Origin of the sequence: Enterococcus avium ATCC 14025, assembly GCF_000406965.1 — a bacterium.
Lineage (GTDB): Bacteria > Bacillota > Bacilli > Lactobacillales > Enterococcaceae > Enterococcus_A > Enterococcus_A avium.
Window position 1 is genome coordinate 128,093 of the sequence record NZ_KE136362.1, and the last position, 23,074, is coordinate 151,166.

Below are 23,074 nucleotides of genomic sequence, written 5' to 3' on the forward strand. Positions count from 1 at the left end.
ATGAACGCAGAGGAAACGTATCAAGCAGAACGAATAAAAAGCGAAGCTGATCATCACACACCGACAGCTGCTGCGATGATCAGCCATATTTTAGCCAATTTATTTATCCATCGTGTGAAATTACGCCAAGCGGAGTATTATTTAAAAGGCAGCGTGCGAGGTTTTGCCGAACCTAGATTAAAAACGATGATTGTCGAAGAGGATCAGTTGTTTGACGAATTGAGTCGCTTGGTATTAGATGAAGGGGAGCTCATTCCTACAACACTAGAGGAATTTACGAGCTATGCGATGATCAAAGAAAGCGGTCAGCTGAAATATGAAGCGGCTGATTATATTCTTAATGAGCTCGTCACTGATCTATCTACTCAGAATTTATTTATCACTCGTGGAATTGCATTAGCAGAAAAGGAAGAAAAGTTCGGCTTAGCTGAATACCTGAAAAAGCTTTATACATGGATCAAACACCAAGTATTGCTTTGGCAGCGCTATTTAGGAAATGATGTGCACGAGGAATTTGAAGAGGATGATGACGAATAGCTGAGGATCATCATACAAACTAAGGAGGGTCTCCATGCATCAAGAACATCTATGTGTTTCTTTAGTTCCATTATTTAACCATCTTGAGCTTGCGGATCAAAAAAAGATTCACGCGTTAATCAAGCATCGGATTGTTGATAAAGGGGAACAGGTCTTTACACCAGACGGAGAAGAACAACTGGTCATTGTGGCTCGTGGAAATATAAAAGTGTATCAGCTTTCGTCAAATGGCAAGGAGCAACTTCTGCGTGTGGTAGCGCCTGGTGATTACGAAGGTGAAAATCAATTGTTTGGTGTGCGGAATGAGGTATTGTTTGGTGAAGCATTGGAGCCTACGGAAGTTTGTATTCTGAAGAAACAGGATTTTTCTAAATTGTTACTAGACTATCCGCAATTAAGTCTGAAGCTATTGGAGATTAATGCGGCAAAAATGGTCAAGACTGAGCAGCAGACGCAGTTTTTGATGATGGAAAAAGTAGAAGAACGTTTAGCGACTTATCTGCTGGATTTGGCAAAGGTTGCTGAAGCGAATACCTTCATTTTACCAATGAAAATGAAGGAGTTGGCTTTGTTCTTAGGAACGACACCAGAAACACTGTCTAGAAAATTTAAACGATTAGAAAAGCTGAAGCTGATTAGCCGGGAGAGGCGGCAAATTGTTTTATTAGATAAGGATGGATTGGAAGATCTATAAAGAGGAGGGTGTGACAAGTACTTTTGCCACACCCTCCTCTTTTCCTGATTATTCAAATGCTTGGCTGACGTCTTCAAGCATCATTTTTACGGATTCCAATCCGCCACCGCTTAGGTACCAAACATCCGGCTGTAATGAAATGACTTTTTTGTCTTTGCCGGCAGTTGTTTGAGCGACTAATTCATTGTCAGCGACATTATTATTACTGTCATCGCCACCGATTGCTTTCGTCCGATCAACGACAAACAATACATCTGGATTTTTATCTAGGACATATTCATATGAAACGCTTTGACCATGTGTAGAGGCTTTGATGGCATCATCTGCTTCTGCAAAGCCGAAGGTATCGTAAACAATTCCAAAGCGTGAATCTTTCCCATAGGTAGACAATTGACCTTCGTTAACAAGCACAGTCAATGCTTTGTCTTTACTTTCAACAGCTTTTTCTTTGGTTTCTTTGATGCTGGTTTCAAGCGCTGCTAATTGTTTTTCGGCAGCTTTTTCCTTGCCAAAGATTTTTCCTAAGGTTTCAACATTTTGTTTGATAGAATTCCAGGTATCGGAAGTGTCCACCGCTAGATACATGGTTGGAGCGATTTCTTTTAATTGTTCTAAAAAGTCGCTTTGTCGGCCAGAGATAATGATCAAATCGGGTTTCATTTGATTGATTTTTTCTAAATCTGGTTCCTTAATCCCGCCAGCTGAATCGACCTTCTTATAGTCATCTAAGTAAGCAGGCAAATTATCCGTTGCCGCACCCACGACTTTATCACCTACTCCTAGTGCATCCAAGGTATCTAAAGACCCGTTATCGAAAACGACCACCTTTTTAGGATTCTTTGGTACAGTTACTTTTCCGTTGGAGTCATTCACTTCAAGCGTCTCTTCTTTGGCTGTGCTGCTTGTCGCTGCTTTCCCCGTCGAATCGCTGCTTCCTTCATTATTTGTCGAACCGCAGCCGACCAATCCTAAACTAAGCAACACCATCGATAAGCCAACAATATATTTTTTCATTTCTGTTTCCTCCTAATTTATTATTAAATTCCTCACTGTTAAATGAGGCTAAATACCATGTTTAATTGAAATACATACAAAAGCGTTTGCCGTCCAGTTCACAGATTTTTATATCCATTTCGTATAATGCGTTCAATATTTGCGGTTGGATTATTTCTTCCATTGATCCATGAGCAAAAATTCCGCCATTCTTCATGGCAACGATCTCATCAGCATAAGTCGCCGCGAAGTTAATATCGTGAATGACTAGCAAGATTGTTTTGTGTTCTTCTTCTACCAAGCGTCGCAGCGTCTTCATTAGCTGGACGGAGTGGTTCATGTCGAGATTATTCAAAGGTTCGTCCAGAAGAATATATTCGGTATCCTGTGCTAAGATCATGGCAATATAGGCACGTTGCAGCTGACCTCCAGATAACGTATCAATTCTATCTTCTGCCATTTCGACTAAACCGAGTTTTTCTAAGGCATAGTCGATCAATTCTTTATCTTCGCTAGTTAGTCGGCCTTTTGAATAGGGGAAGCGGCCAAAGCTAACGAGTTCACGAACAGTGATGCGCAGATTCACGCCGTTGCTTTGTTTTAGGATTGATAATTTTTTCGACAATTCATTGGAGCGCCAAGCTTTGACCTCATTGTGATCGAGATAAATTTGTCCGGCATCGATAGAGATCAACCGACTGATCATCGACAGTAAGGTACTCTTACCAGCGCCGTTTGGGCCGATAAAGGCCGTCAGTTTTTCTTCTTCGATTGGCAAGCATACCTCGGTGACTACCTTTTTTTCACCGTAATTCTTTGACACTTCTTTAAGATCAATCATCGTTGTCGTCTCCTCTCATAAATGATTTTGCCGATAAAGTACAAGCCGCCGACGAATTGTGTGACGACACTGACAGTTGTTTTTAATTGGAAAACTTGTTCGACTAAAAATTGACTACCGACTAAAAAGATGATTCCTAGTAAAACCGCGGTAGGAAACAAATAACTATGACGGTAAGTCGGCATCAGCTGATAACTAATATTCGCGACAATAAATCCTAAAAAAGTGATTGGTCCGACTAAAGCAGTCGCTGTTCCAGTTAAGAGACTGACTAGAAATAAAATCAAAATCTGAAACTTTTTTAGTGGAATCCCGAGATTCGTTGCTTGATCGTCTCCTAAATGCAGGACATCTAAATAGCGATTAGCAGCCAATAAAACCAAAGAGCCCAACAGGATAATTCCGGCGGCCAACCCTAAATGTGTCGTATTGATATTGCTGAAGCTGGCAAATAGTCGTCCCTGCAACAAATCATATTCATTTGGGTCCATGATGACCTGCAGAAAATTACTCGTGCTGCTGAATAAGGTACCGAGGATCATTCCTAACATCAACAGGATAAATAGATTATTTTGCTGCTGTTTTAGCAGGACGTTAGCTAAGAGCAAACTCAATAAAGCCATCAAAAAAATGCTGATTAAGAAAGTAGAGGTTTGTTCTTGTGAGAGCATGTTGACACCACCCACGAAAAAGAACAATAGTGTCTGGATCAATACATATAAGGAATCCAAACCTAGAATATTCGGCGTCAAAAACTGGTTTTGAGTCAGTGTTTGAAAACTGACAGTTGCTATTCCAGTCGCTAATGCAACAAGTAAAAAGGCCGCTACCTTTTTCCCTCGCAGCATCCAAGCAAATTGAAAATTGCCATAGGTATTATAGGTTAAGTAAAGTCCGCATAAGAGTAGGGCAAGGACAGTGAGTCCAGCTAAAAGCAATTCTTTTTTTGGCAGAGAAAATTTCATGCACGTTTCCTCCCAACCAATAAGTAAATAAAGATTAAGCTGCCTAAAATACCGACCGTCAAGCTGACTGGTATCTCATATGGTGCGATGACGATGCGGGAGAGAATGTCACAGACCATTAAAAATAGACTGCCGCTCACTGCGGTAATCCATAGATTCTGCTTTACATGATCTCCATAAATAAGCGAAACGATATTCGGCACGATCACACCTAAAAAAGGAACGGTCCCCACCATGATTAAAACCAGTCCGCTGGCTGCTGCAACGAGACCAATCCCAAGCGTTTGGATCAAGCGATAATTCACGCCTAAATTAATGGCCACATCTTCGCCTAAGCCAACAATTGTGAAATAATAGGCAAATAAGTAGATAACCAAAAACAGTGGAATCGTTAGATAAAGCAATTCATAGCTGCCTTTAGCCACTAGTGAAAAATTCCCCTGCAACCACGAAGACATGTTTTGAATCAGCTGAAACTGATAAGCAAAAAAGGTAGCGACTGATCCGACAATATTACCGAACATTACTCCTAATAAGGGTAAAAAAATCGGCTCCTTTGTTGGGAGCAACCGACTTAATCCCAGAAAAACCATCGTACCAAGAAAGGCAAAAATAAATGCGGCCAAAGTCCGAACAGTCGTAGAGGCATTAGGCAAAAAGAGCATGACCAATAAAATTCCTAAACGGGCACTATCCATCGTGCCAGCAGTTGTTGGTGAAACGAATTTATTTTGTGTGAGCTGCTGCATAATCAGACCGCAGATACTCATCGTTGCGCCTGCTAAAATCAAGCTGACGGTACGCGGTACACGTGTAGTGGCAAGAATCAGCCACTGTTGTGAATCTCCTTGAAATAAAGCCTGCAGCACCAAATCTTTTACTCCGATAAAAATAGAGAGAGCGCTTAACAAAAATAAAACCAAAAGAATCCCTATTTTTCTCAATAACTCATCTCCTTATATAGTTGATAATGATTCTCATTCTCTCTGGTTATAAAGTTTAGGTGAAAAACCAAACAAATGCAAGTGATTTTTAATGATCTTCTTGATAAAAATTACTTATATTTATCTTTTGCTTATTACTAAAGGGCGTATATTTCGAAACACAGCATGGGTTATGTGTGATCGTTTGAAGACAAAATTTACTGAAAAAAAGACTGGGAAGTTTTTCCCAATCTTTTAAGTAAAAGGTTCTATTTTTTTCATGACAAGAATCGCCCTCTTGGTTGTAGTAAGAATTGGCATATACGAATGGGTTACGAGTTCCCAGCCTTCAATTGCACGACTATGAATCAAATCATCTAGATGACCTGAATTCCATGTACTAGCACTCTTTTTATCATTATATGCTGAGTAAAGAAGGAGGGGCGTAAACAGAAATGATTGTTTCGTAAAATACGGAAAGTATTAGACTGAGGTTCTTCTAGTTGTTCAGGAACTATAGGTTCCGATTTATTGCTGGTCTCTGTCAGTAAGCATTTGTTTATACGTCGCTTGCTTCATTTCTAAAAAGTTTAGGTGTTCGTCGATTTTTCTTCTTTCAGATAATAGGCGATTTCTTTGAGTCGCTAAAAGCTTTAGACGCTCTTCAATCGTCTGATCTCCTTGCCTACGTAGCTCTGAATATTGTTGGATTGTTTCCAGTGCCATACCAGTTTGCTTTAATCGATAAATGAAACGTAACCATTCAATGTCGGCTTCGCTATACTCGCGATAGCCGATTTTATTCTTAGCAGGAGCACTGATTCCTAGCTCTTCATAATAACGCAGAGTAGGAACGCTAAAGCCAGTTATTTTGGCAACCTCACTAATTTTGTACATCAAATTTCTCCTTTTTCCTAGTGATTAAAAAAAATACTTGCTGTAAAGCCTACTTGATAGTTTATTGTACTTTATCATAAAGGAGGCAGGAACTGCTATGATTGATAAAAGATTGGAACAAGGAATTAAAAATTTGCAGGAGATTGATGGAGAAGCTGGAGAACGAGTGATTGAGAGCCTCGAAACGATTGCACCAAATGTCGGACGCTATATTTTAGAATTTGCTTTTGGAGATATCTATAATAGTGATACCTTATCCTTTCGTGAACGGGAGATTGTCACGATTACAAGTTTATTAACCCAAGGAGATACTAAAAATCAACTAATGGTGCACATCAATGGATCGCTGAATGTTGGTATTACAGAAGAAGAGATTATCGAGATTTTTACCCATTGCATTCCCTATGTAGGTTTTCCGCGGGTACTCAATGCAATCACAAGCGCCAAGGAGGTTTTTGAATCTAGAAATCACGCATCAGCGTGATTGTGATCATCAATTTTTCACAAGCTATTGACATTTCCCTATCAACTTAGGTACCGTTAGAATAGCAACAGTGAATGCGTTACCAAAAAAGGAGGAATAGGTTATGTTTGATTTGAGTGGAAAAGTAGCTGTGGTAACTGGTGCCAGCAGTGGATTAGGTCGCGATGCGGCAATTGCGTATGCCGAAGCTGGAGCAGATGTGGTTTTATTAGCTAGACGTTTGGAACGTTTAGAGGAATTGGCGGAAGAGATTAAGAAGATGGGTCGCGATGTTTTGGCGATCAAAATGGATGTGACAGATGAAGAAAATGTTAAAGCGGGTATTCAACAAGCCTACGATCATTTTGGCCATCTAGATATTTTGCTGAATAATGCAGGGATCGCGGTGCATGGCGGTGTAGATTCCTTAACCGTAGAGGCCTTCGATAAATCAATGGACGTGAATGTCAAAGGAATCTTTTTAGTTAGTAAATATGTTGTTCAGCACATGATTGAAAATAAATACGGCAAGATTGTTAACGTAGCGTCAATCAACGCAGTGATGGCGGACAAAGCCGATATTTTCATTCGCCACTCATACAATGCCAGTAAAGCAGCAGTCGTTGGACTAACCAAAGGAATGGCTGCCAGTTACGGAAAACATAATATTACCACTAATGCAGTAGGTCCTGGGCTGTTCGAATCAGAAATGACTGAGGATACCTTATTCAAGTCGGATGATTTCTTGACTATGTACAACACGATGAATCCGATGAGTCGCCCGGGAAGACGTGGAGAATTGAATGGAACAATTCTTTATTTCTCAAGTGAAGCGTCTAGCTATACAAATGGACAGTTCATCATTGTTGATGGGGGAACATCCATCGTTTAAATCAATTAACGGAGCACTTTCTCAAAAGAGAGGGTGCTTTTTTGTCGCTCATCACAGCATTTTAACAAGATCGAGTCTCTTTCGTTCCTATTTTTGCTACAATGAGCAGGTACATAAACAATTGAGCGATTGATTAAAGAAGAAAAATCAAGGAACAGGGAGGATATACATGAAGAATTGCCCTAATTGCGATCATGAGAATTTGACCGATGCGCGTTTTTGTGAAGAGTGTGGTCAGCCTTTTACGATAGAGATAGCTGAAAGCAAAATCCAGGATTTTCACTTTTGTTCCAATTGTGGAGAAGCGATCCAAGCGAAGGCAGTCTTTTGCTCTAATTGTGGACAACAGCTAAAATTGTCCCCTAACTCAATGGTTAAATCGAGAAAAGAACTTTCAAGAAAACAAAAAATGGCTCTTTGCAGCACACTTGCAGTAATTGTGCTACTTATAAGCGGTCTTTTATTTGGTTGTTATTATTATAGCTATCCGCAGCAGTTGGATCGCTTAGCCCAAACCTTCAAAACACAAGACCCAAAGAATATCTCGGAGGTTGTCACGTCAGAAGATCCTAATTATAGAGTTACTGCAGGGGAGTTGAAAAAATTTATCAGCTATTATCAAGAGGAGAATCATAAAGGTGAATTTGCTGATTTTTTGTACGATTTGAAAAATAATCCGGGACAATTAGCAGATTTTTCACTTCACCAAAGAGGAAGGTACTTCGGGGTATTCCCACGCTATCAATTAGTGATCCAGCCTGTTTATTTGACGGTTACGGCAGATCAGGCGGATATTCAGTTAGCACTTGATGATAAGAAATTAGCGACTTCAAAAAGCGGCAATTATCAGATAACTTGGGGTCCTCTTACACCTGGAAGTTATCGAGTTGCAGGAAAATCAGATGATGTGCAGTCTGTATCTAGTCAAAGGCTGATTCGCTATCAGAATCCTGATTTTGAGACAGATAGCCATGTTACTGTCAGTCTTCATAAGATTTCCTTCAAAGTTACCTCAAATAGAGATGGTGCGAACGTTTTGGTAAATGATCAAGCTGTTGCTACGATCAGAAATGGACAGGCGGAGATCAAAGATATGGTCTGGCATCAGGGGTTGACGATTCAATTAAGCGTTAAAGACAACCAGGATCAATTGAAAAGTGCGACCTATCAAATTGCCGCTGGTAAATATTTAGCGGAAGAGTATCATGCGAATCGCCCTGAATCAGAAATCAAGCTAGATTTTTAACTAAACCTAATGAAGCGGACTGATCAAATCGAATGCTTTATAGTAATGTAACAGATGATACAGAAGAAGAGGAGTGCCTAAAAAAATTAGGCGCTCCTCTTTTTGAATCAATAGCATTTGGCGCAGGCTGTTAACCCGCGAGCTTGAGCTTCTTCTAAGGTAGCAGGGGAGTAGGTACCGTTGCCGCATTTATGAGTGTGATATTTGCTGCCTGTGGGTGTAACGTAAACCGTTTGTCCTTGAGCAGGTTCAGCAGCCTGCTGAGCCTGGGCCTCTTGCTGAGCACGTGCAGCTTCCTCTGCTTGAGCTTGCGCCGCTGCTTCTTGAGCGATGCGTTGTTCTTCGGCCTGTCTAGCCGCCGCTGCTTCTTCGGCGATGCGCTTTTCTTCGGCTTTTTTAGCTGCTTCCGCTTGTTCTGCTGCACGTTTTTCCTCGGCTTCTTTTGCCTCTTGTTCCTTTTTCTGCCGTTCTGCTTCTGCTTTTTTGGCTGCTATTTCTTCTTCCAGTGCTTTTAAATGAGCCGTCACTGCTGCTTGATTGTACCCTTTATCAGCTTGTGCGTAGTTTTCAATGCTCCAAATATTTTGTTTTCGTTCCTTGGCTTGTTGCTCGGCTTTTTTGATCTTGTCTTGATATTTCGTATTTTTACTTTTCGTACTGCGTACCATCCCCAAGCCTTCATTAGCAAGGGTTTCTTGTACGAGTTTGCCATCTGCCCAAACATAAACCAGTTCTCTTTTTTTACTATCACGCTTCTTGCCCTTGTCGTACTCGATCTGAATTTTTTTTGCATTTTTCAGTAGTTCTTTTGTCCGATTTTTGGCTTCTTTTGCGTAAGGACTCTCCTTTTTTAGCTCAGGAGTATCAATCAGTAAATATTTAGCTGTAATGTTCTTACCATTTTTCAGTTTGAAGCGTGTTGTGTCGCCGTCAATATATTTCTTGACGTTGACCGTAATTTTCTTGTTGGCAGTTCGTTTAATCTTTGCCTTTTCCTCAGTCTTTGTTTTAGCAGCCTCTGCTTGATACTGTGGTGTCGGCGTAGAAAATAGAAAACTAAATAATAGTGCAAATGTAACCCCCAGCTTAACCCCAATCTGCTTTTTCATTTATTATCCTCCTTCTATAATTTGTTTAAAAATAATTATTTAACCATGTAGGTGTACTTAAATGATACTACATCTTTTTATAAATTTGATATTAAATCAAACTAAATAATTTTTTAGAATTTTAATAATCGGATATTGAGATAGGCACATGTTTTTAAATGACTAAAAAAGTTATTTAGATTTTCCGAGATAAATTTCAAAAATTAAGCAGTCTAGGTTCTGAAACACTTCCAGCCATATACGTTTTTAGGTTCTACTCATTAGACAAATTAAAGGTCTTTTCATTTTGTAAAATAGGCTCTTATTTCTTTAAAATAGAGTTGACGGGTTATTGTTAGGTATCTAATAATTAGAAATGGAATTTTTTTGTTGACAATTTTTTTTGAAGCGTGTATATTCTTTTCGAACAGTTAGATACCTAATTATTTTGCGAAGGAGGAAATCTTTTGGATAAATTGGTCATTTCAAATTTGCTGCGTTCAATTATGAATAAATCTCGCGAATCGATGGAGCAACGTGTCAAGGATATGGATATCAGCCCGCAACAAGGACGGATGATCTCTTATATCGTGCAAAACGAAGACAAGGGATTGATTCAAAAGGACTTAGCAGAAGTATTTCAACGCCGTGGAGCAAGTATTACGAGTATGTTGCAGGGGTTAGAGAAAAAAGGCTACATCGAACGCCGGATTCCAGAAAACAACGAACGGCAAAAGAATATTTTTGTATTACCTAAAGGAAAAGCATTGGTTGACGAAACAAACGAAGCTTTTTACGCAGCCGAGAAAGAATTGGTCCACGCACTGAATGAAGACGAAGTCCAACAATTGACGGAGCTGTTAAGAAAAATTGATCGAAGCCTTTAGTCAACAAGCAACAATTGCTTGCTTGCAATAAAATAGTTAGAAGTCTAACATTTAAAAATCTAATAAAAGAAGGAATTATTATGGAAGAATTTGAAGTGAATGAATCAAATATTTACTATTTAAAAGAAAGTCCGATTCGTAAAGCCATCGTCCATCTATCAATTCCGATGATGATCGGAATCTCAGCGACAACAATCTACAATTTGATCAATGCATATTTCATTGGTTTAATCCACGATACGAACATGATGTCCGCAATTACCTTAGCGATGCCAATCACGATTATTTTAATGGCTGTTGGGAATATGTTTGGAGTCGGTGGAGGAAGTTTTATCACACGGCTACTAGGCAGCGGGGATACTCAAAAAGGGAAGAAAGTTGCTGGCTATTCTTTCTACGCAAGTATCATTCTAGGAATAATCATCGGCATCGTAGCGATCATTTTTATGAATCCCTTTGTTCATTTGTTGGGTGCAGATAGTCAAACAATACTTTACACCAAACAATATGCAACCATTCTATTTGCTGGTGGTGCCGCGTTTATCCTGAATTTTGCTTTGGAACAATTAGTACGTTCTGAGGGTGCGTCAAAAGAATCCATGTATGGCATGTTTATCAGTGTTGCTGTCAGTATTGTTCTGGATGCCTTGCTGATTTTAGTCTTTAATCTGCATGTGATTGGTGCAGGAATCTCGATTGTGATCGCAAACCTTGCATCAACAACCTATTATGTATGGTTCTTGGAGAGTAAAAGTGAATCATTGAAGGGCTTCTTAAAGCATTTCAAGCTCTCGCTCAAGAATCAATTAGAAGTCTATAAAATCGGTGTTTCTGAACTGTTCAAATCGGCGTTTATGATTGTCACAACTCTATTATTGAACAATTTTTCTGTTCAATATGGAGACAATGTTGTTGCCAGCTTTGGTATCGCCGTTCGCATTACACAATTGCCAGAATTTTTGACGATGGGGCTATTTTTAGGTGCGATGCCGCTATTCGCCTACAGTTTTTCTGCTCATAATACGAAACGCTTAAAAGAGTCGTTGAAGGAAGTTTCATTGTGGATCGGAGGTATCTCCATTTTCTTCGCACTCATTGTTTACCTTTTCCGAGTGCCTGTATTGGGCTTATTTACTAATGACCCACGTGTGATCCAAGTTGGGTTAACGATCTTGGCTGCGCAATTGGTCTCTTCAGTGTTTAACGGTTTTTCCGATCTATTTACCGGCATCTTCCAGGCCTCTGGCTATGGCTTTCAGACAGGCGTAATGTCAACGATCCAAGGCACCTTTTTTATCCCAGTTGTTTTGCTATTGCATCACTTCTACGGATTGGACGGCTTGATCTGGTCAATGACAATTACAGAAGGTATCGCCTTTGTTGCTGGTGTGATCATGCTGATTCCTTACTTGAAGAAATTAAGTAAAAATGAACTGCCAGCTTTCCAGGAGCAATAATAAGATGAATTAAAGAAATACCTCGATATTTTGAGGTATTTTTTTGGCGAGTAGAAAACCATGGTATTACTGAAAAGTATTCTTTTAATTGTCATTTTCGTTATTAATAATTAAAAAGTAGGGTTTTGTAAGGAAGTAATTAAGCTGTCATTGCGGTATTATTTAAAATAAGGATTATTTAATAATATGCATTTTTGTTAGGGAGGAAAAATTGATGTCAACACAACCTTGGGCACTATCTCAGCTACAACTTTTTGTCACAAAACGGGAAAGATTAGAAAAAGCAATAATGAAAGCGTATACGGATTCGGATGACGCGGATACGGTTATTCAATACGTTGTTGCTGTCCTTGTACGAAATGCATTGTGCATTTCTGATTTTTCACTGATTTGTCAGGATCTAGTCCGAGAGATTCTGCTATTTGCTGAGCCGACGGACGTGTTGCGTAAATTTGCCCCGCTGTTTCGAGAATTCTTTGATAGTGGAAAAGAATGGGAGCAGGTGACTAGGCGTTTATATAAAAAGACAAAAGAATATCATCGCTACAATAATCGTGTGAGTGATTGTAAGAAATACTTATTTGCAAAAACAACCCCTATCGAAGAATTAAACGGTCAACAATATAAACTAGTATCGACCTTTGAGGATGCGATTGGAAAGATTCATACGTGGAGTCTGCGGGATGCCGATAAGAATGCCTCAGCGATGAAAATTGATGCCGTATTAGAGTTGTTGAGCTCATTATCGATTTTTGAAAAAGATGGCGTTCGTCGATTCGTGAAGCTGGAAAACTCTGAAATTGACAATTGCACCCGCCATCTTAAAATTCGCAAAGGCGAAATTGTGGAGGAGTCTGCGCAAACTTCAGCGAGTCAGACAGAAGCAGCGAAACCTAGTTTTGATTTCAGTAGGATGAGTGAAGAAGAGAGACTACAATTAGTAGAAATGTTACTACCTGAAGGCATCGTATTAGCTGATACACGTAGTGAAGGACATAAAGAAAATCCTGACAGTCTACCCGAAAAGTCCATCGCCACGTCGCAAGAACCGGAGTCCACTAGCGGGGCAGTAACTTCTATAGTTGAGGAAACGCCTGAGCCTGTTGAGGAAAACAAGAAACCAAAGAATCCGCAATCAATCTACAAAAAGCCCAAAAGCAAGAAGCAAATAGCGATAGAAGAAAAAACTGATTTAATGAAAAGAAAGAATAAAGGCCAAAGTAATCCAAAAAAATCAAAAGATCGTAAGCGTAGACGAAGAAAATAGGGCGGTAAATTTTATTGGCTTAATCAAAAAAAAGCGTGCTATTTTGCACCTTTATTTGTTATGGGCAAATAACTTTAGAGTTAACCTGAATAACTTCACATTGCCGGCAATCTGTCGACCGTTGAAAATCGGAATTTCCTGTAGTTACGACAGCAGTGGCAAAGTGTTGAGATGACAAGGTTTTTGATTGAAATGATTGTTATGATTGCTTAGTAATGAGCATCTAAAGCAGAGATCGACAGAAATAGGTTACTAAAGCCTAGTGGTAACAGGTATAATTTAAGATGGGAAATCTAAAACAGTGGAATGTAAATAAAGGTAAAAATATCGGTAACAGCCAAGTCCTCCCGTTCAAATCTAAAATAATGGAGTATAAATACTGTAGTATAGATTCCTGTTTACTGGCAAACATCAATCCAAATCCAAAAAGGATTAAAAGACCAGTTGATGACACTTACTATTTGAAAACCAAACAAATTAAAGAATCAAACCCTTGTCCGCCGCCCTTCCCCCGAAATTTTCCCAAAACACTTTCCAACATCGGAAGGTGTTTTTCTTTTCCCGTTCTTCTTTTATTCCTAAACTCTGCAACTTTCGTCCGAAAGGTTCAAGTTATTTGCTAGAATTAATAATAGAATAATTATTTTTCATGAGGAGAAGACTTATGCAGGAGAAAACTAAGGTATTGGTCATTGATGATGATCAGGAGCTTTGTTCGATTATAGATCGCTATTTAAAAAATGCTGGTTACGAGACGCAACTTGTTCATACGGGGGCTGGTGGTCTGCAATTGGCACTGTCGGGTGATTATCATTTGATTGTCTTGGATATTATGCTGCCGCAAATTGATGGTATGAGTATTTTAGCGGAGATCCGCAGGCAAAGTGTGGTACCGATCTTGATGTTGACAGCTAAAAATGAAGAGGCGGATAAGATTCGGGGACTGCAATTAGGAGCGGATGATTATTTGACGAAGCCTTTTAGCATGGCGGAACTGATGGCGCGGGTTGAGTCATTGGTTCGACGCTATACGAAATTTAGTCGAGCGGCTGTTGATGAAACGGCGTTAGTGTTGAAGCATTTAACCCTTGATAGACAAACACGGATTGTTTTATTGGAGGGAAAACCGTTGGAGCTGACAGGAAAAGAGTTTGAGCTGTTATATTTTCTGGCATCTCACAAGGGGCAGATTTTTACGAAGCGGCAAATATATCAACAAGTCTGGGGCGCGGAGTATGCCTTTGATGATAACAACATTATGTCCTTCATCAGCAAGCTGCGGAAGAAGATCGAGCCAGATGTAGCGCAGCCGTTTTTTATTCAAACCGTTCGAGGTGTGGGCTATCGGTTTAATCAGGAGGGATAAATGATGTTGGTGTTGAGTATAATTTGCTTATTGCTGGCGGTAGTATGTTTGTTGCTGATTGTGAGGCTGCGGCAAAATAGACGTCAGATTGCACAAGCAATGGTTGTATTAGAGAATATCGGAGAGGGCAATCTCGATCGAAAAATTGTTGTGGATGAAAACTCTGATATAGCGGCACTTTGTTTTCGGTTAAATGAGATTGTTTCAGAAATCAAACAACAGCTTAGCCGCTTACGGGTTTCGGAGAATGAATATCGCAAGCTGATCACTAGCTTATCCCATGATGTTCGAACACCATTGGCTTCATTGATTGGTTATTTAGAGGCGATTACTGACGGTTTGGTTACAGAAGCGGAGCAGCAGGAATATTTGCGGGCAGCTCAGGCGAAAGCTTTTGAATTAGAAACCTATATCGACACACTTTTTGAATGGGTCAAGCTCGAATCTGGTGAACGGCATTATCACTTTGAAGCAACCGATATCAGTGAGCTGTTAAGAGAGATTATCAGTGAGTGGATTCCTCGAATGGAACAGCAGTTTAGTTTTGATATCCAGATTCCTGAAAAGGAACTTAGTTGTATGATTGATACAGCCGCATTTCGCCGAATCATTGATAATTTATTGGAAAATTGCTTGAAGCACAGTCGGGGAAACAGAGTGACGATTAGATTATTTGAGCAGGACCAGCAAGTACGACTGGAAATTTCCGACAATGGACGAGGAATCTCAGAACAACATTTACCAAGGATTTTTGACCGTTTATATAAAGGCGATGAAGCGCGCGGCTCAAAGGGCAATGGCTTGGGTTTGGCGATCATCCAGGAATTAGTCACAGCACATCATGGAGAAATCAACGTTTGCAGTAAATTAGGTGAGGGAACAAAATTTTACGTGACGTTACCTAAATAAACTAGAGAAAAATAAGGATTCGGCAAGGTTAGGACAAGGTAGCGTTGCTAAGCTAAAGGTATAGAAAGGATGGTCGCTATGGAAAAATTTATTGTAAAGACCGCCGCGCTGTCGAAGCGCTACAGCGATCAGATCGTTGTCAAAGATGTATCTATGTCAATTCCTAAAGGGAAAATCTATGGACTTTTAGGTCGGAATGGTGCAGGGAAAACGACGATCATGAAAATACTGTTAGGTTTAGCAAGTGCAAGCTCTGGGGAGGTCCGATTGTTTAACCAATCGCCAAAGAAGCATCCTGAAGTGTATTCACGGATCGGAAACATGATTGAAACGCCAAGTTTTTACCCTTATTTATCAGGTCCAGAAAATTTAAGTGTTTTTTCTAAGCTGAAAGGTCAGATTCAAAAAAGCAGTGTAGAAAAGGCACTGAAGTTGGTAGATTTATCTCGAGCAGGTCACAAACGCTTTGCCAATTATTCATTAGGTATGAAGCAGCGTCTGGGGATCGCCAATGCCTTGATGAATGATCCAGAATTGTTGATTTTGGATGAACCAACAAATGGTTTGGACCCGATCGGAATCGCTGAAATTCGTAAACTATTGAAAGAATTAGCGGAGGTTCACGGGAAAACGATTTTAATCTCTAGCCATCAATTGTCGGAGATTGAGCAAATCGCTGATATTATTGGTATTTTACATGATGGTGCGTTGTTAGAAGAATGTGACATGAGCCAGATTGCGCAGCATAATCAACGCTTCATCCATATTACCGTATCAGATGTACATCAAGCGACTCGCTTATTAGAAGAGGAAATGCAGCTAACTAATTATTCGGTCGCTGAAAACAATACGATCAAAATTTTTGAATTCACTTACGAGCCGCAAGAGATCAATCATTTATTTGGGAAAAATGGAATTAAGGTTTCAAGTTTATTTATCGGTTCGGGAAATTTGGAAGAGCATTTCCGGGAGATTACGGGAGGTGTTGGCATTGCTTAATGTGATTTCTGCTGAATGGCTGAAGCTTAGGAGCAACAGAATCTTTACCGTATGTTCTCTGCTCACATTACTCACCTCAGCCTTCATGGTATTTAGGGATTTGGTCATTGTTGATAATCCACCTGAAAGTTACCAAATGTGGCTGCCTAGTATCTATATAGTTGTAGGGATGGTTTTATCCATTATGAGCGGCTTCATTATTACCTTCTTGATGCAGCGCGAGTATGAAGATCGAACCATCAACAATGTATTGACCGCACCAACCTCTAGAGGGCGATATCTTTTTGGAAAATTGGTGATTTGGTTTATCTGGTATCTTGGGACGTTGATCGGTGTGGTTACCATTTATACGATTGGCGGCTGGCTGATCTATCCGGATACTTTTGGTTTAGCTGGAACAAAAATACTGGTTTCGACCTTGCTAAAATACTGTTTGCTTGGATTTGTTGCTGCTATCCCTTTATTAACGATTAGCGTTGTGCAACGGAAATTATTTTATCCAACGATCATGGTTGCGCTTGTTTTTACCGGAATCCAGACGTTTGCGTTGAATATACCCTTCAAATTTGCGCGAATCATTCCATGGTCAGCGGTGGTTGTTCAAAGCTTGATGGAACTGACTTTAAAAGATGATCTATTAACATTGGGGAGTATTTTTCTGACAGGTATCGTGGGTTTATTGGCGGCTTATTGGTTATTTAAGAAACAGGATTTGTAAAAAAAGGTTTCTTTTGTAGGCAGCGCACACCTGAAAACGCTATACTAGGTATATCAGAAGAATGAATAAGATAGTGAATCATTCTAACGTACGATCAAGGAGGAACTATGGAATGGGAATAAGAAACAACACGCTAGAAAAGCCTATGTTATAGGATTTCTAGCGTGTTTCTTTTGGTGTGGTCACAGTTTGGCCACACTTGTGTTCATTATTCCTTTCTTTACCTATTATAAATTGGACCTTAGTTTCGAAATTTTATATATGAAAAAAGAGTTCGCCTTTTAAAAGCAAACTCTTTTTTATCAAATTATCTTTGTTCTTTTCAAAATTACGATATGTTGCGTATACAATGAGATACCTAAATAAAGTAATGAAGAAAATTGTCCACCATCAATCAGTGTATCTAAAAGGATATGTGCAACAATCGTTACCGCCCAAAGTACTAGTGTTACCGCCGTTCCTTTTCTGTAAAATGTATTTTGTTCTTTCCAAATTTTACATGTGTAAGCTCGTGCGGCTCCTAAACCCATAGCCAGCACAATAAAAATAATTGCTAGTATCCCTACGGTTTTAGTATCTAAAAATAATTGTTTCGAAGATATTCCTTGATAAAACAGGTATAACCCAACTAATAGGATAATCAAGTATACTCTTGCTTGTTTCGTTACTTCTCTTACTCTTAATTGACGGTACAATATAAAAATCAATATTGCGGCGTAAAGAACGATATTTGTAAAATGGAACATTATACGACCTCCTCTTTCAAATGAATTATATGTTGTATTTCATTATCTTCCTATTGAGAAAAGTCATACTTTAACTATTACTTTAGTCATGTTTTTTCATAAACAAAGCAATTTCTGTACGATTATGCAATTCCAATTTACTCAAAATATTGGAAATATGGTTTTTGACTGTTCCTTCAGTTACAAACAACTCTTGTGCTATCTCCTTATTACTATTGCCTTCTGAAATCTTTCGTGCAATCTCAATTTCTCTATTTGTTAAGCTATCTAATTTAGTAACATCATTTTTTACCAATTTCAGCACTTGCTTTGTTACTCCCTTATCTAACACTTGTTCATTATTGACGATTTTCTTAACTGCTTCTATTAGCTCCTGACTGCTGGCATTTTTCAATAAATAGCCATCTGCGCCATATTTAAGTGCTTGAAAAATATAATCGTAGTCATCAAAAGTTGTTAAGATCAATATTTTCATATTAACTGATTTTTCTTTAATTTTACGCGTTGTTTCAACTCCGTTTAGTATAGGCATCTTTATATCCATTAAAATAATATCTGCATCATTTGCTTCCAAATAATCTAATATTTCTTGCCCATTCTTTGCTTGAAAGACAATTTTAAATTCGTTTCTTAGCCCTAAGACTAAGCTCAAGCCTTCTCTTATGAGCTGTTGGTCATCAGCAATAATGATTTTGATCATATCAATTCTCCTTTAAGGGTACTGCTACCTTAATTGTTAAGCCTTCTGTTTTCCCTGAAATAAACTGAATATCTCCACCTAAATCTAGAACTCTTTTTTTCATCCCATTTAATCCATTCGAAGCAATCAATTCTTTGGGTGCATATCCATTGTTCACTATAACAAGAGTTAATATACTTCTTTTTTCAGCTATTCTGATTGCTGCATTTGTGCTTTGTCCATGTTTTAAACTATTTGTTATGGCTTCTCTGCTAATATTCAAAATCATTTCTTTGTAGGGATTTGCTAGTCCGTCTATATCTGTTTCGATGGAATAACTTACAGTTAACTTATCAATTAAAGAGAAGCGAAGCGCCATCTCTTCTAAGACTGTCGACAAACTATCTTTACCTGACTCATTATTCAGTTCATTGACGGTTGCTTTTAGTTCTAGAAAACTTTGATCAATGATTTCTTCAGATTTTTTGAGTACTTTTTTTGCTTGCTCAATATCTTCATCTATGATATTTGAAGCAGCTTCTAAGTGTAACTTTAAAGCAACCAACGAGTGACCCAGCATATCATGTAACTGTTGTGAAATTCGTTGTCTTTCTTGCAAAGTTGAAATTTCTTTTATTTCTTCAGAGTAGCTTTTCAGTTGATCAACTTTCTCAATTAGCTCAGAATTTAAACTGTTGATTTTTTGATTATTATACAGAAGATTTAAATGAAGATAAGAAATCAAAAATACACTCCAGAAAGGAATAAAATCAGTGTAAATAAATGATTTTAAAACGCCACTTAAAGAGTTTGAATCGACTGATATCATTTTAATATAAAAAAAGCAAAACAAGAAAAATGTTACCAAACTCAACCATTTATTTTTTTTCTTTAATTGTATCTGTACAATTTCTGGAATTGTTAAGTATACATATAGTTTGGTGAAATCTGTACCTATCAATTGACCTAACAATCCTATCAGTAAAACAGAAAGAAGTATTGAAAAATTTGTCCATATTTTTTTGCCGTTTCTATCAATCACTCTGGTCCGATAAAAATCATTTGCGGCTACCATAGAAAGTATAATAAACAAACCGACTATATTAACAAAATTATAGGAAGAATTTAGAACTTCTAAAGATAAAATAATCAATAATGCTATACGAATTGTTAAACTTAAATCTTTGCTGTTCCACTTCATTTCTTTTACCTCCATACAAAAAATTATAATTAAAAGAAGGAATCTACATATTGAACTAAATATTCTTTACTTTTCATATCTGATATTAAACCATATATGTAAATAAATACATTGTGAATTGTTAAGAAGACCCAAATGTAGGCAAAATTCTTTCCTCTAGATATTAATAACATAGAAAAACAAATTACTTATCGGCGCACAGATAATATCGCAAAAAAGCTACCAAGAAAAAATACGCTAGAAAAACTATGCTGTAGATTTTTCCAGCGTATTTCTTTTGTCTCAGTCACAGTTTGGTCACACTTGTGTTCGTTATTCCTTTTTTTATCTGTCGTAAACTGATTCTTAGTTTCAGGTGTTAGATTACTTTTAGAAAAATTAGTTTGAATAGAACCAGTCAAATCATTGCTATCTCTCTCAATGAATTTGGATATAAATGACCATAAGTTCCTAAAGTTGTTTGTGCATCATACTATGATTACAAAAAGCAGCTTAAAAACAAAATGCTAGGATCTACTACTAAAATACTAAATAAAAATCTAATGTATGAAAGAAGAAATTTCACTTCAATGCATGAAGTCGTTCATCTTTATAAAGACATTCCTTATGCTGAGGAAGGTCATACATTTTCTGACATGATTTCAGAAAATGGGTATTCTTCAGAAGACTTACCTAAAGAATATCGTGCCAATGTTGGAGCTAGTGCCTTAATGGCAAACGATTTAGCTTTAAAATACGCACTCAATAAATTTTCTTCTTTTGAAAAAGTAGCAAAATATTTTTTCATGAGTAAAGCAGCACTATCTAATAGATTGATAGAATACCTAATTTTTGTAAAAAATTGCCACCCAAATTATGCACATTATTTAGTAAATAAGTATAGATACAGAAGAGAACATGAATTTTTAACTTTATTTTACTGGCTCTTGTATAATTTACTAAAATGAAAAAATAATTATCACACATTTATCACAGTCCTTATAAATTCAACACAAAACTATACCTTTTTAATCTAGTGAATTAGCCTCAAATCAAGTTTTAAGATTCATTTCTTTTTGTACACTATTGAGAATAAGGTGTTGCAGCAGCGGATTGAAACCTTTAAAGTGTTCGGTGAGACGTTAAAGGGTGCGAAAGTCTATTTTCGCGAAGATTGGGGAGTACTTTATTTTGATTTGCAGGGGAAGATGTTTGGCATGATGAGCAACCAAGCAAGTGAGGATGCCATCATAACGTTGAAAAATCTACCTGAAAAAAATGAAGAGCTGCGAGAAATTTACGCTGGAACCGTGATCCCAGGGTATTACACGAATAAGAATCATTGGAATTCGATTAAATTGGCGAGCGAAGAATTAACCGATGATGTCATCAAGCAATTGATCGAAGTTTCTTATCAACTGGTTTATCAGAAGCTGACAAAGAAACAAAAGGCGGAAATTGAAGGATAAAAAATGGCGCTGCGAATTATGCAGCGTCATTTTCATTTATTTTCTCTGACCAATGTAAAGCCAAGTAGTAGCCGGTAATCCCCATCCCAATTAAAAAGCAGGCAGCGTCGAAGCTATTGACATCTGGCTTGAAGAGCGCATAAAGGATCACGACGACCAGCCAATTTGCAATTCCCCACAATACATTTGTAGAAGCGGAAGCAGGCTTTTTCCATGGAACATCCCATTTTTCTGCAGTGATCCCCTTAACAAAATGAGGAACGCCATTGGCAAACAACATGCCTAGAACTATACAAATAATCGAATCCATCGCAATGATCTCCTTCTAACGTGTTCATCCTGTAGTATACCTCTTTCACTTAAATTTTTCTCCCTATTCTTAAAAAAACTTATAGGCGGCTGAGCAGAGAATTTAACAGCAGAGAGAAATTGATGTTATGGTGGAAATGGTTAGAAAGAATTAAATTTAAAAAATATAAGGAGGAATTCACTGATGAAAGCACCATTGATTACTATGAATGATGGACACCAAATACCGGCAGTTGGCTTGGGTACGTATCAGATTCGCGGAGGGGAAGGTTTGGATCAAATCTTGACGGCGATTCAGGATGGCTATCGTCTGTTAGACACCTCCACCAATTATGATAGCGAAGGAATCGTTGGTGAGGCAATCCGCCGCTCAGGAATTCCACGTTCTGAATTTTTTGTGACGACAAAATTGCCAGGTAAATATCATCACTATGAGGATGCATTGATGATGATTCAGGAATCATTATTCCGAATGGGCTTGGATTATTTTGATTTGTATCTGATCCACTGGCCACTCCCAAAACGTGGCTTGTACGTGGAAGCATGGAAGGCTATGGTGACGGCGCAGAAACTAGGCTTGATCCGTTCTATTGGGGTATCGAACTTTGAACCAGAGCATTTAGATAAAATTATTGATGAGACGGGTGTGACTCCAGCAATCAACCAAATTGAGATCCATCCTTACTGGGTTCAGGAACGAATGGTAGAGGCTGATAAAGAGCGTGGAATTCTAACTGAAGCGTGGAGTCCTCTAGGGCGCGGCAGCGATGCGTTGAAAGAAGCGGTGATTACGGAATTGGCTGAAAAATATGGGAAAACTTCCGCACAAGTCATTTTACGCTGGCATGCGCAACGGGGAATTATTCCCATTCCTAAATCACGGAATTTGCAGCATCAACGAGAGAATCTGGCTATTTTTGATTTTGAATTGACGCAAACAGAAATTGAACGCATCAATCTATTGGAAAAAGCCGACGGACGAATCGAAGGACAAGATCCAAATGAATACGAAGAGTTTGACTAAGCGGCATCGCTATTTTTTTGTATTATCTTTAATAAGAAGTTAACGCCAACGCTGCCTATTCTTATCTGGACAAAGTTTATTCTACGAACAATTAATTTTTCATTCAAAAACGTTTTCAATTGTGGCATACTGAAAAGTAAGAGGAAGCTGCAAGGAGGACACAATGAAAAAAGTAGTGGCATTGATGGGTGTGTTGGCGGCGATATTACTATTTTTTTGGTTCAATCAAAAAGGTGAAGTGAAGGAGCAAACGACAGCGGACTTTTCGCAGCCGGAGCAAGTCGAACCGAGCGAAGATTTTTTTACTAATCGTGATTTGAATGAGCTGGAAATGGTGACCTATTCACGCCATCAAGAGATGATGGATGATTTGACTGGAGAGGGAAAGTTAGTCAGAAAGTCGACGCATAAGGAATTTGTTGGAGCAAAAGCGAACGGCGAGGGCCTTTCTTGGACAGCCTATTTCGAAAAATAAAAAACGTTTTGATCAATTTTTTGATCAAAACGTTTTTTTGTTCTGCAAGA

Annotated in this window: 26 protein-coding genes; 16 read left to right on the plus strand and 10 right to left on the minus strand. The window is 38.4% G+C overall.

The annotated features are described in order from the left end of the window. Nucleotides 1-537 (plus strand): ferritin family protein, encoded by a 537-nt coding sequence (locus OMU_RS07705; RefSeq protein ID WP_016179382.1) that lies wholly within the window; start codon nucleotides 1-3, stop codon nucleotides 535-537. Between the two features lie 34 nt (nucleotides 538-571). After that, nucleotides 572-1,231 (plus strand): Crp/Fnr family transcriptional regulator, encoded by a 660-nt coding sequence (locus tag OMU_RS07710; protein WP_016179383.1) that lies wholly within the window; start codon nucleotides 572-574, stop codon nucleotides 1,229-1,231. Nucleotides 1,232-1,279: 48 nt separating this feature from the next. Here the strand turns inward: OMU_RS07710 and OMU_RS07715 are convergent, their stop codons facing one another. From OMU_RS07715 to OMU_RS07735, 5 genes are all read right to left on the minus strand, one after another. Continuing rightward, complete coding sequence (locus OMU_RS07715; RefSeq protein WP_016179384.1) at nucleotides 1,280-2,245, minus strand: siderophore ABC transporter substrate-binding protein; 966 nt, start codon at nucleotides 2,243-2,245, stop codon at nucleotides 1,280-1,282. Between the two features lie 61 nt (nucleotides 2,246-2,306). Beyond that, nucleotides 2,307-3,065, minus strand: a complete 759-nt coding sequence (locus tag OMU_RS07720) for an iron ABC transporter ATP-binding protein (RefSeq protein WP_016179385.1) — start codon at nucleotides 3,063-3,065, stop codon at nucleotides 2,307-2,309. Continuing rightward, nucleotides 3,062-4,030 (minus strand): iron chelate uptake ABC transporter family permease subunit, encoded by a 969-nt coding sequence (locus OMU_RS07725; RefSeq protein ID WP_016179386.1) that lies wholly within the window; start codon nucleotides 4,028-4,030, stop codon nucleotides 3,062-3,064. Before OMU_RS07725 ends, OMU_RS07720 begins: the two co-directional genes overlap by 4 nt. After that, nucleotides 4,027-4,974 (minus strand): iron chelate ABC transporter permease FitA, encoded by a 948-nt coding sequence (fitA, locus tag OMU_RS07730; RefSeq protein WP_016179387.1) that lies wholly within the window; start codon nucleotides 4,972-4,974, stop codon nucleotides 4,027-4,029. Before fitA ends, OMU_RS07725 begins: the two co-directional genes overlap by 4 nt. A gap of 507 nt (nucleotides 4,975-5,481) precedes the next feature. After that, nucleotides 5,482-5,850 carry a MerR family transcriptional regulator gene (locus tag OMU_RS07735; RefSeq protein WP_016179388.1) on the minus strand — a complete coding sequence of 123 codons (369 nt, stop codon included), beginning with the start codon at nucleotides 5,848-5,850 and terminating at the stop codon, nucleotides 5,482-5,484. A gap of 97 nt (nucleotides 5,851-5,947) precedes the next feature. Between OMU_RS07735 and OMU_RS07740 the strand changes: the two genes are divergently transcribed. From OMU_RS07740 to OMU_RS07750, 3 genes are all read left to right on the plus strand, one after another. After that, nucleotides 5,948-6,334 carry a carboxymuconolactone decarboxylase family protein gene (locus OMU_RS07740; protein WP_016179389.1) on the plus strand — a complete coding sequence of 129 codons (387 nt, stop codon included), beginning with the start codon at nucleotides 5,948-5,950 and terminating at the stop codon, nucleotides 6,332-6,334. A 103-nt stretch (nucleotides 6,335-6,437) separates the two neighbouring features. After that, nucleotides 6,438-7,205: an SDR family NAD(P)-dependent oxidoreductase gene (locus OMU_RS07745; protein WP_016179390.1), complete on the plus strand. Its 768-nt coding sequence runs from the start codon at nucleotides 6,438-6,440 to the stop codon at nucleotides 7,203-7,205. A gap of 169 nt (nucleotides 7,206-7,374) precedes the next feature. Next, complete coding sequence (locus tag OMU_RS07750; RefSeq protein ID WP_016179391.1) at nucleotides 7,375-8,451, plus strand: zinc-ribbon domain-containing protein; 1,077 nt, start codon at nucleotides 7,375-7,377, stop codon at nucleotides 8,449-8,451. A gap of 107 nt (nucleotides 8,452-8,558) precedes the next feature. Here the strand turns inward: OMU_RS07750 and OMU_RS07755 are convergent, their stop codons facing one another. Beyond that, nucleotides 8,559-9,560: a thermonuclease family protein gene (locus tag OMU_RS07755; RefSeq protein WP_016179392.1), complete on the minus strand. Its 1,002-nt coding sequence runs from the start codon at nucleotides 9,558-9,560 to the stop codon at nucleotides 8,559-8,561. 446 nt (nucleotides 9,561-10,006) lie between these two features. Here OMU_RS07755 and OMU_RS07760 point away from each other — a divergent pair, with 446 nt between their 5' ends. From OMU_RS07760 to OMU_RS07790, 7 genes are all read left to right on the plus strand, one after another. Beyond that, nucleotides 10,007-10,426: a MarR family winged helix-turn-helix transcriptional regulator gene (locus OMU_RS07760; protein ID WP_016179393.1), complete on the plus strand. Its 420-nt coding sequence runs from the start codon at nucleotides 10,007-10,009 to the stop codon at nucleotides 10,424-10,426. An 80-nt stretch (nucleotides 10,427-10,506) separates the two neighbouring features. Next, nucleotides 10,507-11,883, plus strand: coding sequence for an MATE family efflux transporter (locus OMU_RS07765; RefSeq protein WP_016179394.1), 1,377 nt, complete (start codon nucleotides 10,507-10,509; stop codon nucleotides 11,881-11,883). A gap of 214 nt (nucleotides 11,884-12,097) precedes the next feature. Continuing rightward, nucleotides 12,098-13,150 (plus strand): glycosyltransferase, encoded by a 1,053-nt coding sequence (locus OMU_RS07770; RefSeq protein WP_016179395.1) that lies wholly within the window; start codon nucleotides 12,098-12,100, stop codon nucleotides 13,148-13,150. A gap of 664 nt (nucleotides 13,151-13,814) precedes the next feature. Continuing rightward, nucleotides 13,815-14,516, plus strand: coding sequence for a response regulator transcription factor (locus OMU_RS07775; protein ID WP_016179396.1), 702 nt, complete (start codon nucleotides 13,815-13,817; stop codon nucleotides 14,514-14,516). Further along, nucleotides 14,517-15,425, plus strand: coding sequence for a sensor histidine kinase (locus tag OMU_RS07780; RefSeq protein WP_016179397.1), 909 nt, complete (start codon nucleotides 14,517-14,519; stop codon nucleotides 15,423-15,425). A gap of 78 nt (nucleotides 15,426-15,503) precedes the next feature. Beyond that, complete coding sequence (locus OMU_RS07785) at nucleotides 15,504-16,424, plus strand: ABC transporter ATP-binding protein (RefSeq protein WP_016179398.1); 921 nt, start codon at nucleotides 15,504-15,506, stop codon at nucleotides 16,422-16,424. A 1-nt stretch (nucleotide 16,425) separates the two neighbouring features. Beyond that, nucleotides 16,426-17,142 (plus strand): ABC transporter permease, encoded by a 717-nt coding sequence (locus OMU_RS07790; protein ID WP_233421593.1) that lies wholly within the window; start codon nucleotides 16,426-16,428, stop codon nucleotides 17,140-17,142. 302 nt (nucleotides 17,143-17,444) lie between these two features. Here OMU_RS07790 and OMU_RS07795 read toward each other — a convergent pair whose 3' ends face one another. The 3 genes from OMU_RS07795 to OMU_RS07805 all read right to left on the minus strand — a co-directional run bounded on the left by OMU_RS07795 (nucleotide 17,445) and on the right by OMU_RS07805 (nucleotide 19,768). Then, complete coding sequence (locus tag OMU_RS07795; protein ID WP_016179400.1) at nucleotides 17,445-17,888, minus strand: hypothetical protein; 444 nt, start codon at nucleotides 17,886-17,888, stop codon at nucleotides 17,445-17,447. 82 nt (nucleotides 17,889-17,970) lie between these two features. Continuing rightward, complete coding sequence (locus tag OMU_RS07800) at nucleotides 17,971-18,588, minus strand: response regulator (protein ID WP_016179401.1); 618 nt, start codon at nucleotides 18,586-18,588, stop codon at nucleotides 17,971-17,973. A 1-nt stretch (nucleotide 18,589) separates the two neighbouring features. After that, nucleotides 18,590-19,768, minus strand: a complete 1,179-nt coding sequence (locus OMU_RS07805) for a sensor histidine kinase (RefSeq protein WP_016179402.1) — start codon at nucleotides 19,766-19,768, stop codon at nucleotides 18,590-18,592. Between the two features lie 503 nt (nucleotides 19,769-20,271). Between OMU_RS07805 and OMU_RS07810 the strand changes: the two genes are divergently transcribed. Both OMU_RS07810 and OMU_RS07815 read left to right on the plus strand, forming a co-directional pair. Further along, nucleotides 20,272-20,715, plus strand: a complete 444-nt coding sequence (locus OMU_RS07810; protein WP_071879937.1) for an ImmA/IrrE family metallo-endopeptidase — start codon at nucleotides 20,272-20,274, stop codon at nucleotides 20,713-20,715. Between the two features lie 117 nt (nucleotides 20,716-20,832). Beyond that, a complete protein-coding gene (locus tag OMU_RS07815; RefSeq protein ID WP_171030573.1) occupies nucleotides 20,833-21,216 on the plus strand; it encodes an MmcQ/YjbR family DNA-binding protein in 384 nt (127 codons plus the stop codon). A 16-nt stretch (nucleotides 21,217-21,232) separates the two neighbouring features. On the opposite strand, the gene OMU_RS07820 is transcribed toward OMU_RS07815, so the two are convergent. Next, nucleotides 21,233-21,526 (minus strand): hypothetical protein, encoded by a 294-nt coding sequence (locus OMU_RS07820; RefSeq protein ID WP_016179405.1) that lies wholly within the window; start codon nucleotides 21,524-21,526, stop codon nucleotides 21,233-21,235. Nucleotides 21,527-21,709: 183 nt separating this feature from the next. Between OMU_RS07820 and OMU_RS07825 the strand changes: the two genes are divergently transcribed. Further along, entirely contained in the window at nucleotides 21,710-22,549 is an 840-nt protein-coding gene (locus OMU_RS07825; protein ID WP_016179406.1) for an aldo/keto reductase, read from the plus strand. A 163-nt stretch (nucleotides 22,550-22,712) separates the two neighbouring features. Next, entirely contained in the window at nucleotides 22,713-23,024 is a 312-nt protein-coding gene (locus tag OMU_RS07830) for a hypothetical protein (RefSeq protein ID WP_016179407.1), read from the plus strand. Nucleotides 23,025-23,074: the final 50 nt, after the last annotated feature.

Excerpts from the sequence above, each read along its gene's own strand:
- OMU_RS07705 (WP_016179382.1), top strand. The coding sequence starts at position 1 with ATGAACGCAGAGGAAACGTATCAAGCAGAACGAATAAAAAGCGAAGCT.
- OMU_RS07710 (WP_016179383.1), top strand. The coding sequence starts at position 572 with ATGCATCAAGAACATCTATGTGTTTCTTTAGTTCCATTATTTAACCAT.
- OMU_RS07715 (WP_016179384.1), bottom strand. The coding sequence starts at position 2,245 with ATGAAAAAATATATTGTTGGCTTATCGATGGTGTTGCTTAGTTTAGGA.
- OMU_RS07720 (WP_016179385.1), bottom strand. The coding sequence starts at position 3,065 with ATGATTGATCTTAAAGAAGTGTCAAAGAATTACGGTGAAAAAAAGGTA.
- OMU_RS07725 (WP_016179386.1), bottom strand. The coding sequence starts at position 4,030 with ATGAAATTTTCTCTGCCAAAAAAAGAATTGCTTTTAGCTGGACTCACT.
- OMU_RS07735 (WP_016179388.1), bottom strand. The coding sequence starts at position 5,850 with ATGTACAAAATTAGTGAGGTTGCCAAAATAACTGGCTTTAGCGTTCCT.
- OMU_RS07740 (WP_016179389.1), top strand. The coding sequence starts at position 5,948 with ATGATTGATAAAAGATTGGAACAAGGAATTAAAAATTTGCAGGAGATT.
- OMU_RS07745 (WP_016179390.1), top strand. The coding sequence starts at position 6,438 with ATGTTTGATTTGAGTGGAAAAGTAGCTGTGGTAACTGGTGCCAGCAGT.
- OMU_RS07750 (WP_016179391.1), top strand. The coding sequence starts at position 7,375 with ATGAAGAATTGCCCTAATTGCGATCATGAGAATTTGACCGATGCGCGT.
- OMU_RS07755 (WP_016179392.1), bottom strand. The coding sequence starts at position 9,560 with ATGAAAAAGCAGATTGGGGTTAAGCTGGGGGTTACATTTGCACTATTA.
- OMU_RS07765 (WP_016179394.1), top strand. The coding sequence starts at position 10,507 with ATGGAAGAATTTGAAGTGAATGAATCAAATATTTACTATTTAAAAGAA.
- OMU_RS07770 (WP_016179395.1), top strand. The coding sequence starts at position 12,098 with ATGTCAACACAACCTTGGGCACTATCTCAGCTACAACTTTTTGTCACA.
- OMU_RS07775 (WP_016179396.1), top strand. The coding sequence starts at position 13,815 with ATGCAGGAGAAAACTAAGGTATTGGTCATTGATGATGATCAGGAGCTT.
- OMU_RS07780 (WP_016179397.1), top strand. The coding sequence starts at position 14,517 with ATGATGTTGGTGTTGAGTATAATTTGCTTATTGCTGGCGGTAGTATGT.
- OMU_RS07785 (WP_016179398.1), top strand. The coding sequence starts at position 15,504 with ATGGAAAAATTTATTGTAAAGACCGCCGCGCTGTCGAAGCGCTACAGC.
- OMU_RS07795 (WP_016179400.1), bottom strand. The coding sequence starts at position 17,888 with ATGTTCCATTTTACAAATATCGTTCTTTACGCCGCAATATTGATTTTT.
- OMU_RS07800 (WP_016179401.1), bottom strand. The coding sequence starts at position 18,588 with ATGATCAAAATCATTATTGCTGATGACCAACAGCTCATAAGAGAAGGC.
- OMU_RS07805 (WP_016179402.1), bottom strand. The coding sequence starts at position 19,768 with ATGAAGTGGAACAGCAAAGATTTAAGTTTAACAATTCGTATAGCATTA.
- OMU_RS07810 (WP_071879937.1), top strand. The coding sequence starts at position 20,272 with ATGCTAGGATCTACTACTAAAATACTAAATAAAAATCTAATGTATGAA.
- OMU_RS07820 (WP_016179405.1), bottom strand. The coding sequence starts at position 21,526 with ATGGATTCGATTATTTGTATAGTTCTAGGCATGTTGTTTGCCAATGGC.
- OMU_RS07825 (WP_016179406.1), top strand. The coding sequence starts at position 21,710 with ATGAAAGCACCATTGATTACTATGAATGATGGACACCAAATACCGGCA.
- OMU_RS07830 (WP_016179407.1), top strand. The coding sequence starts at position 22,713 with ATGAAAAAAGTAGTGGCATTGATGGGTGTGTTGGCGGCGATATTACTA.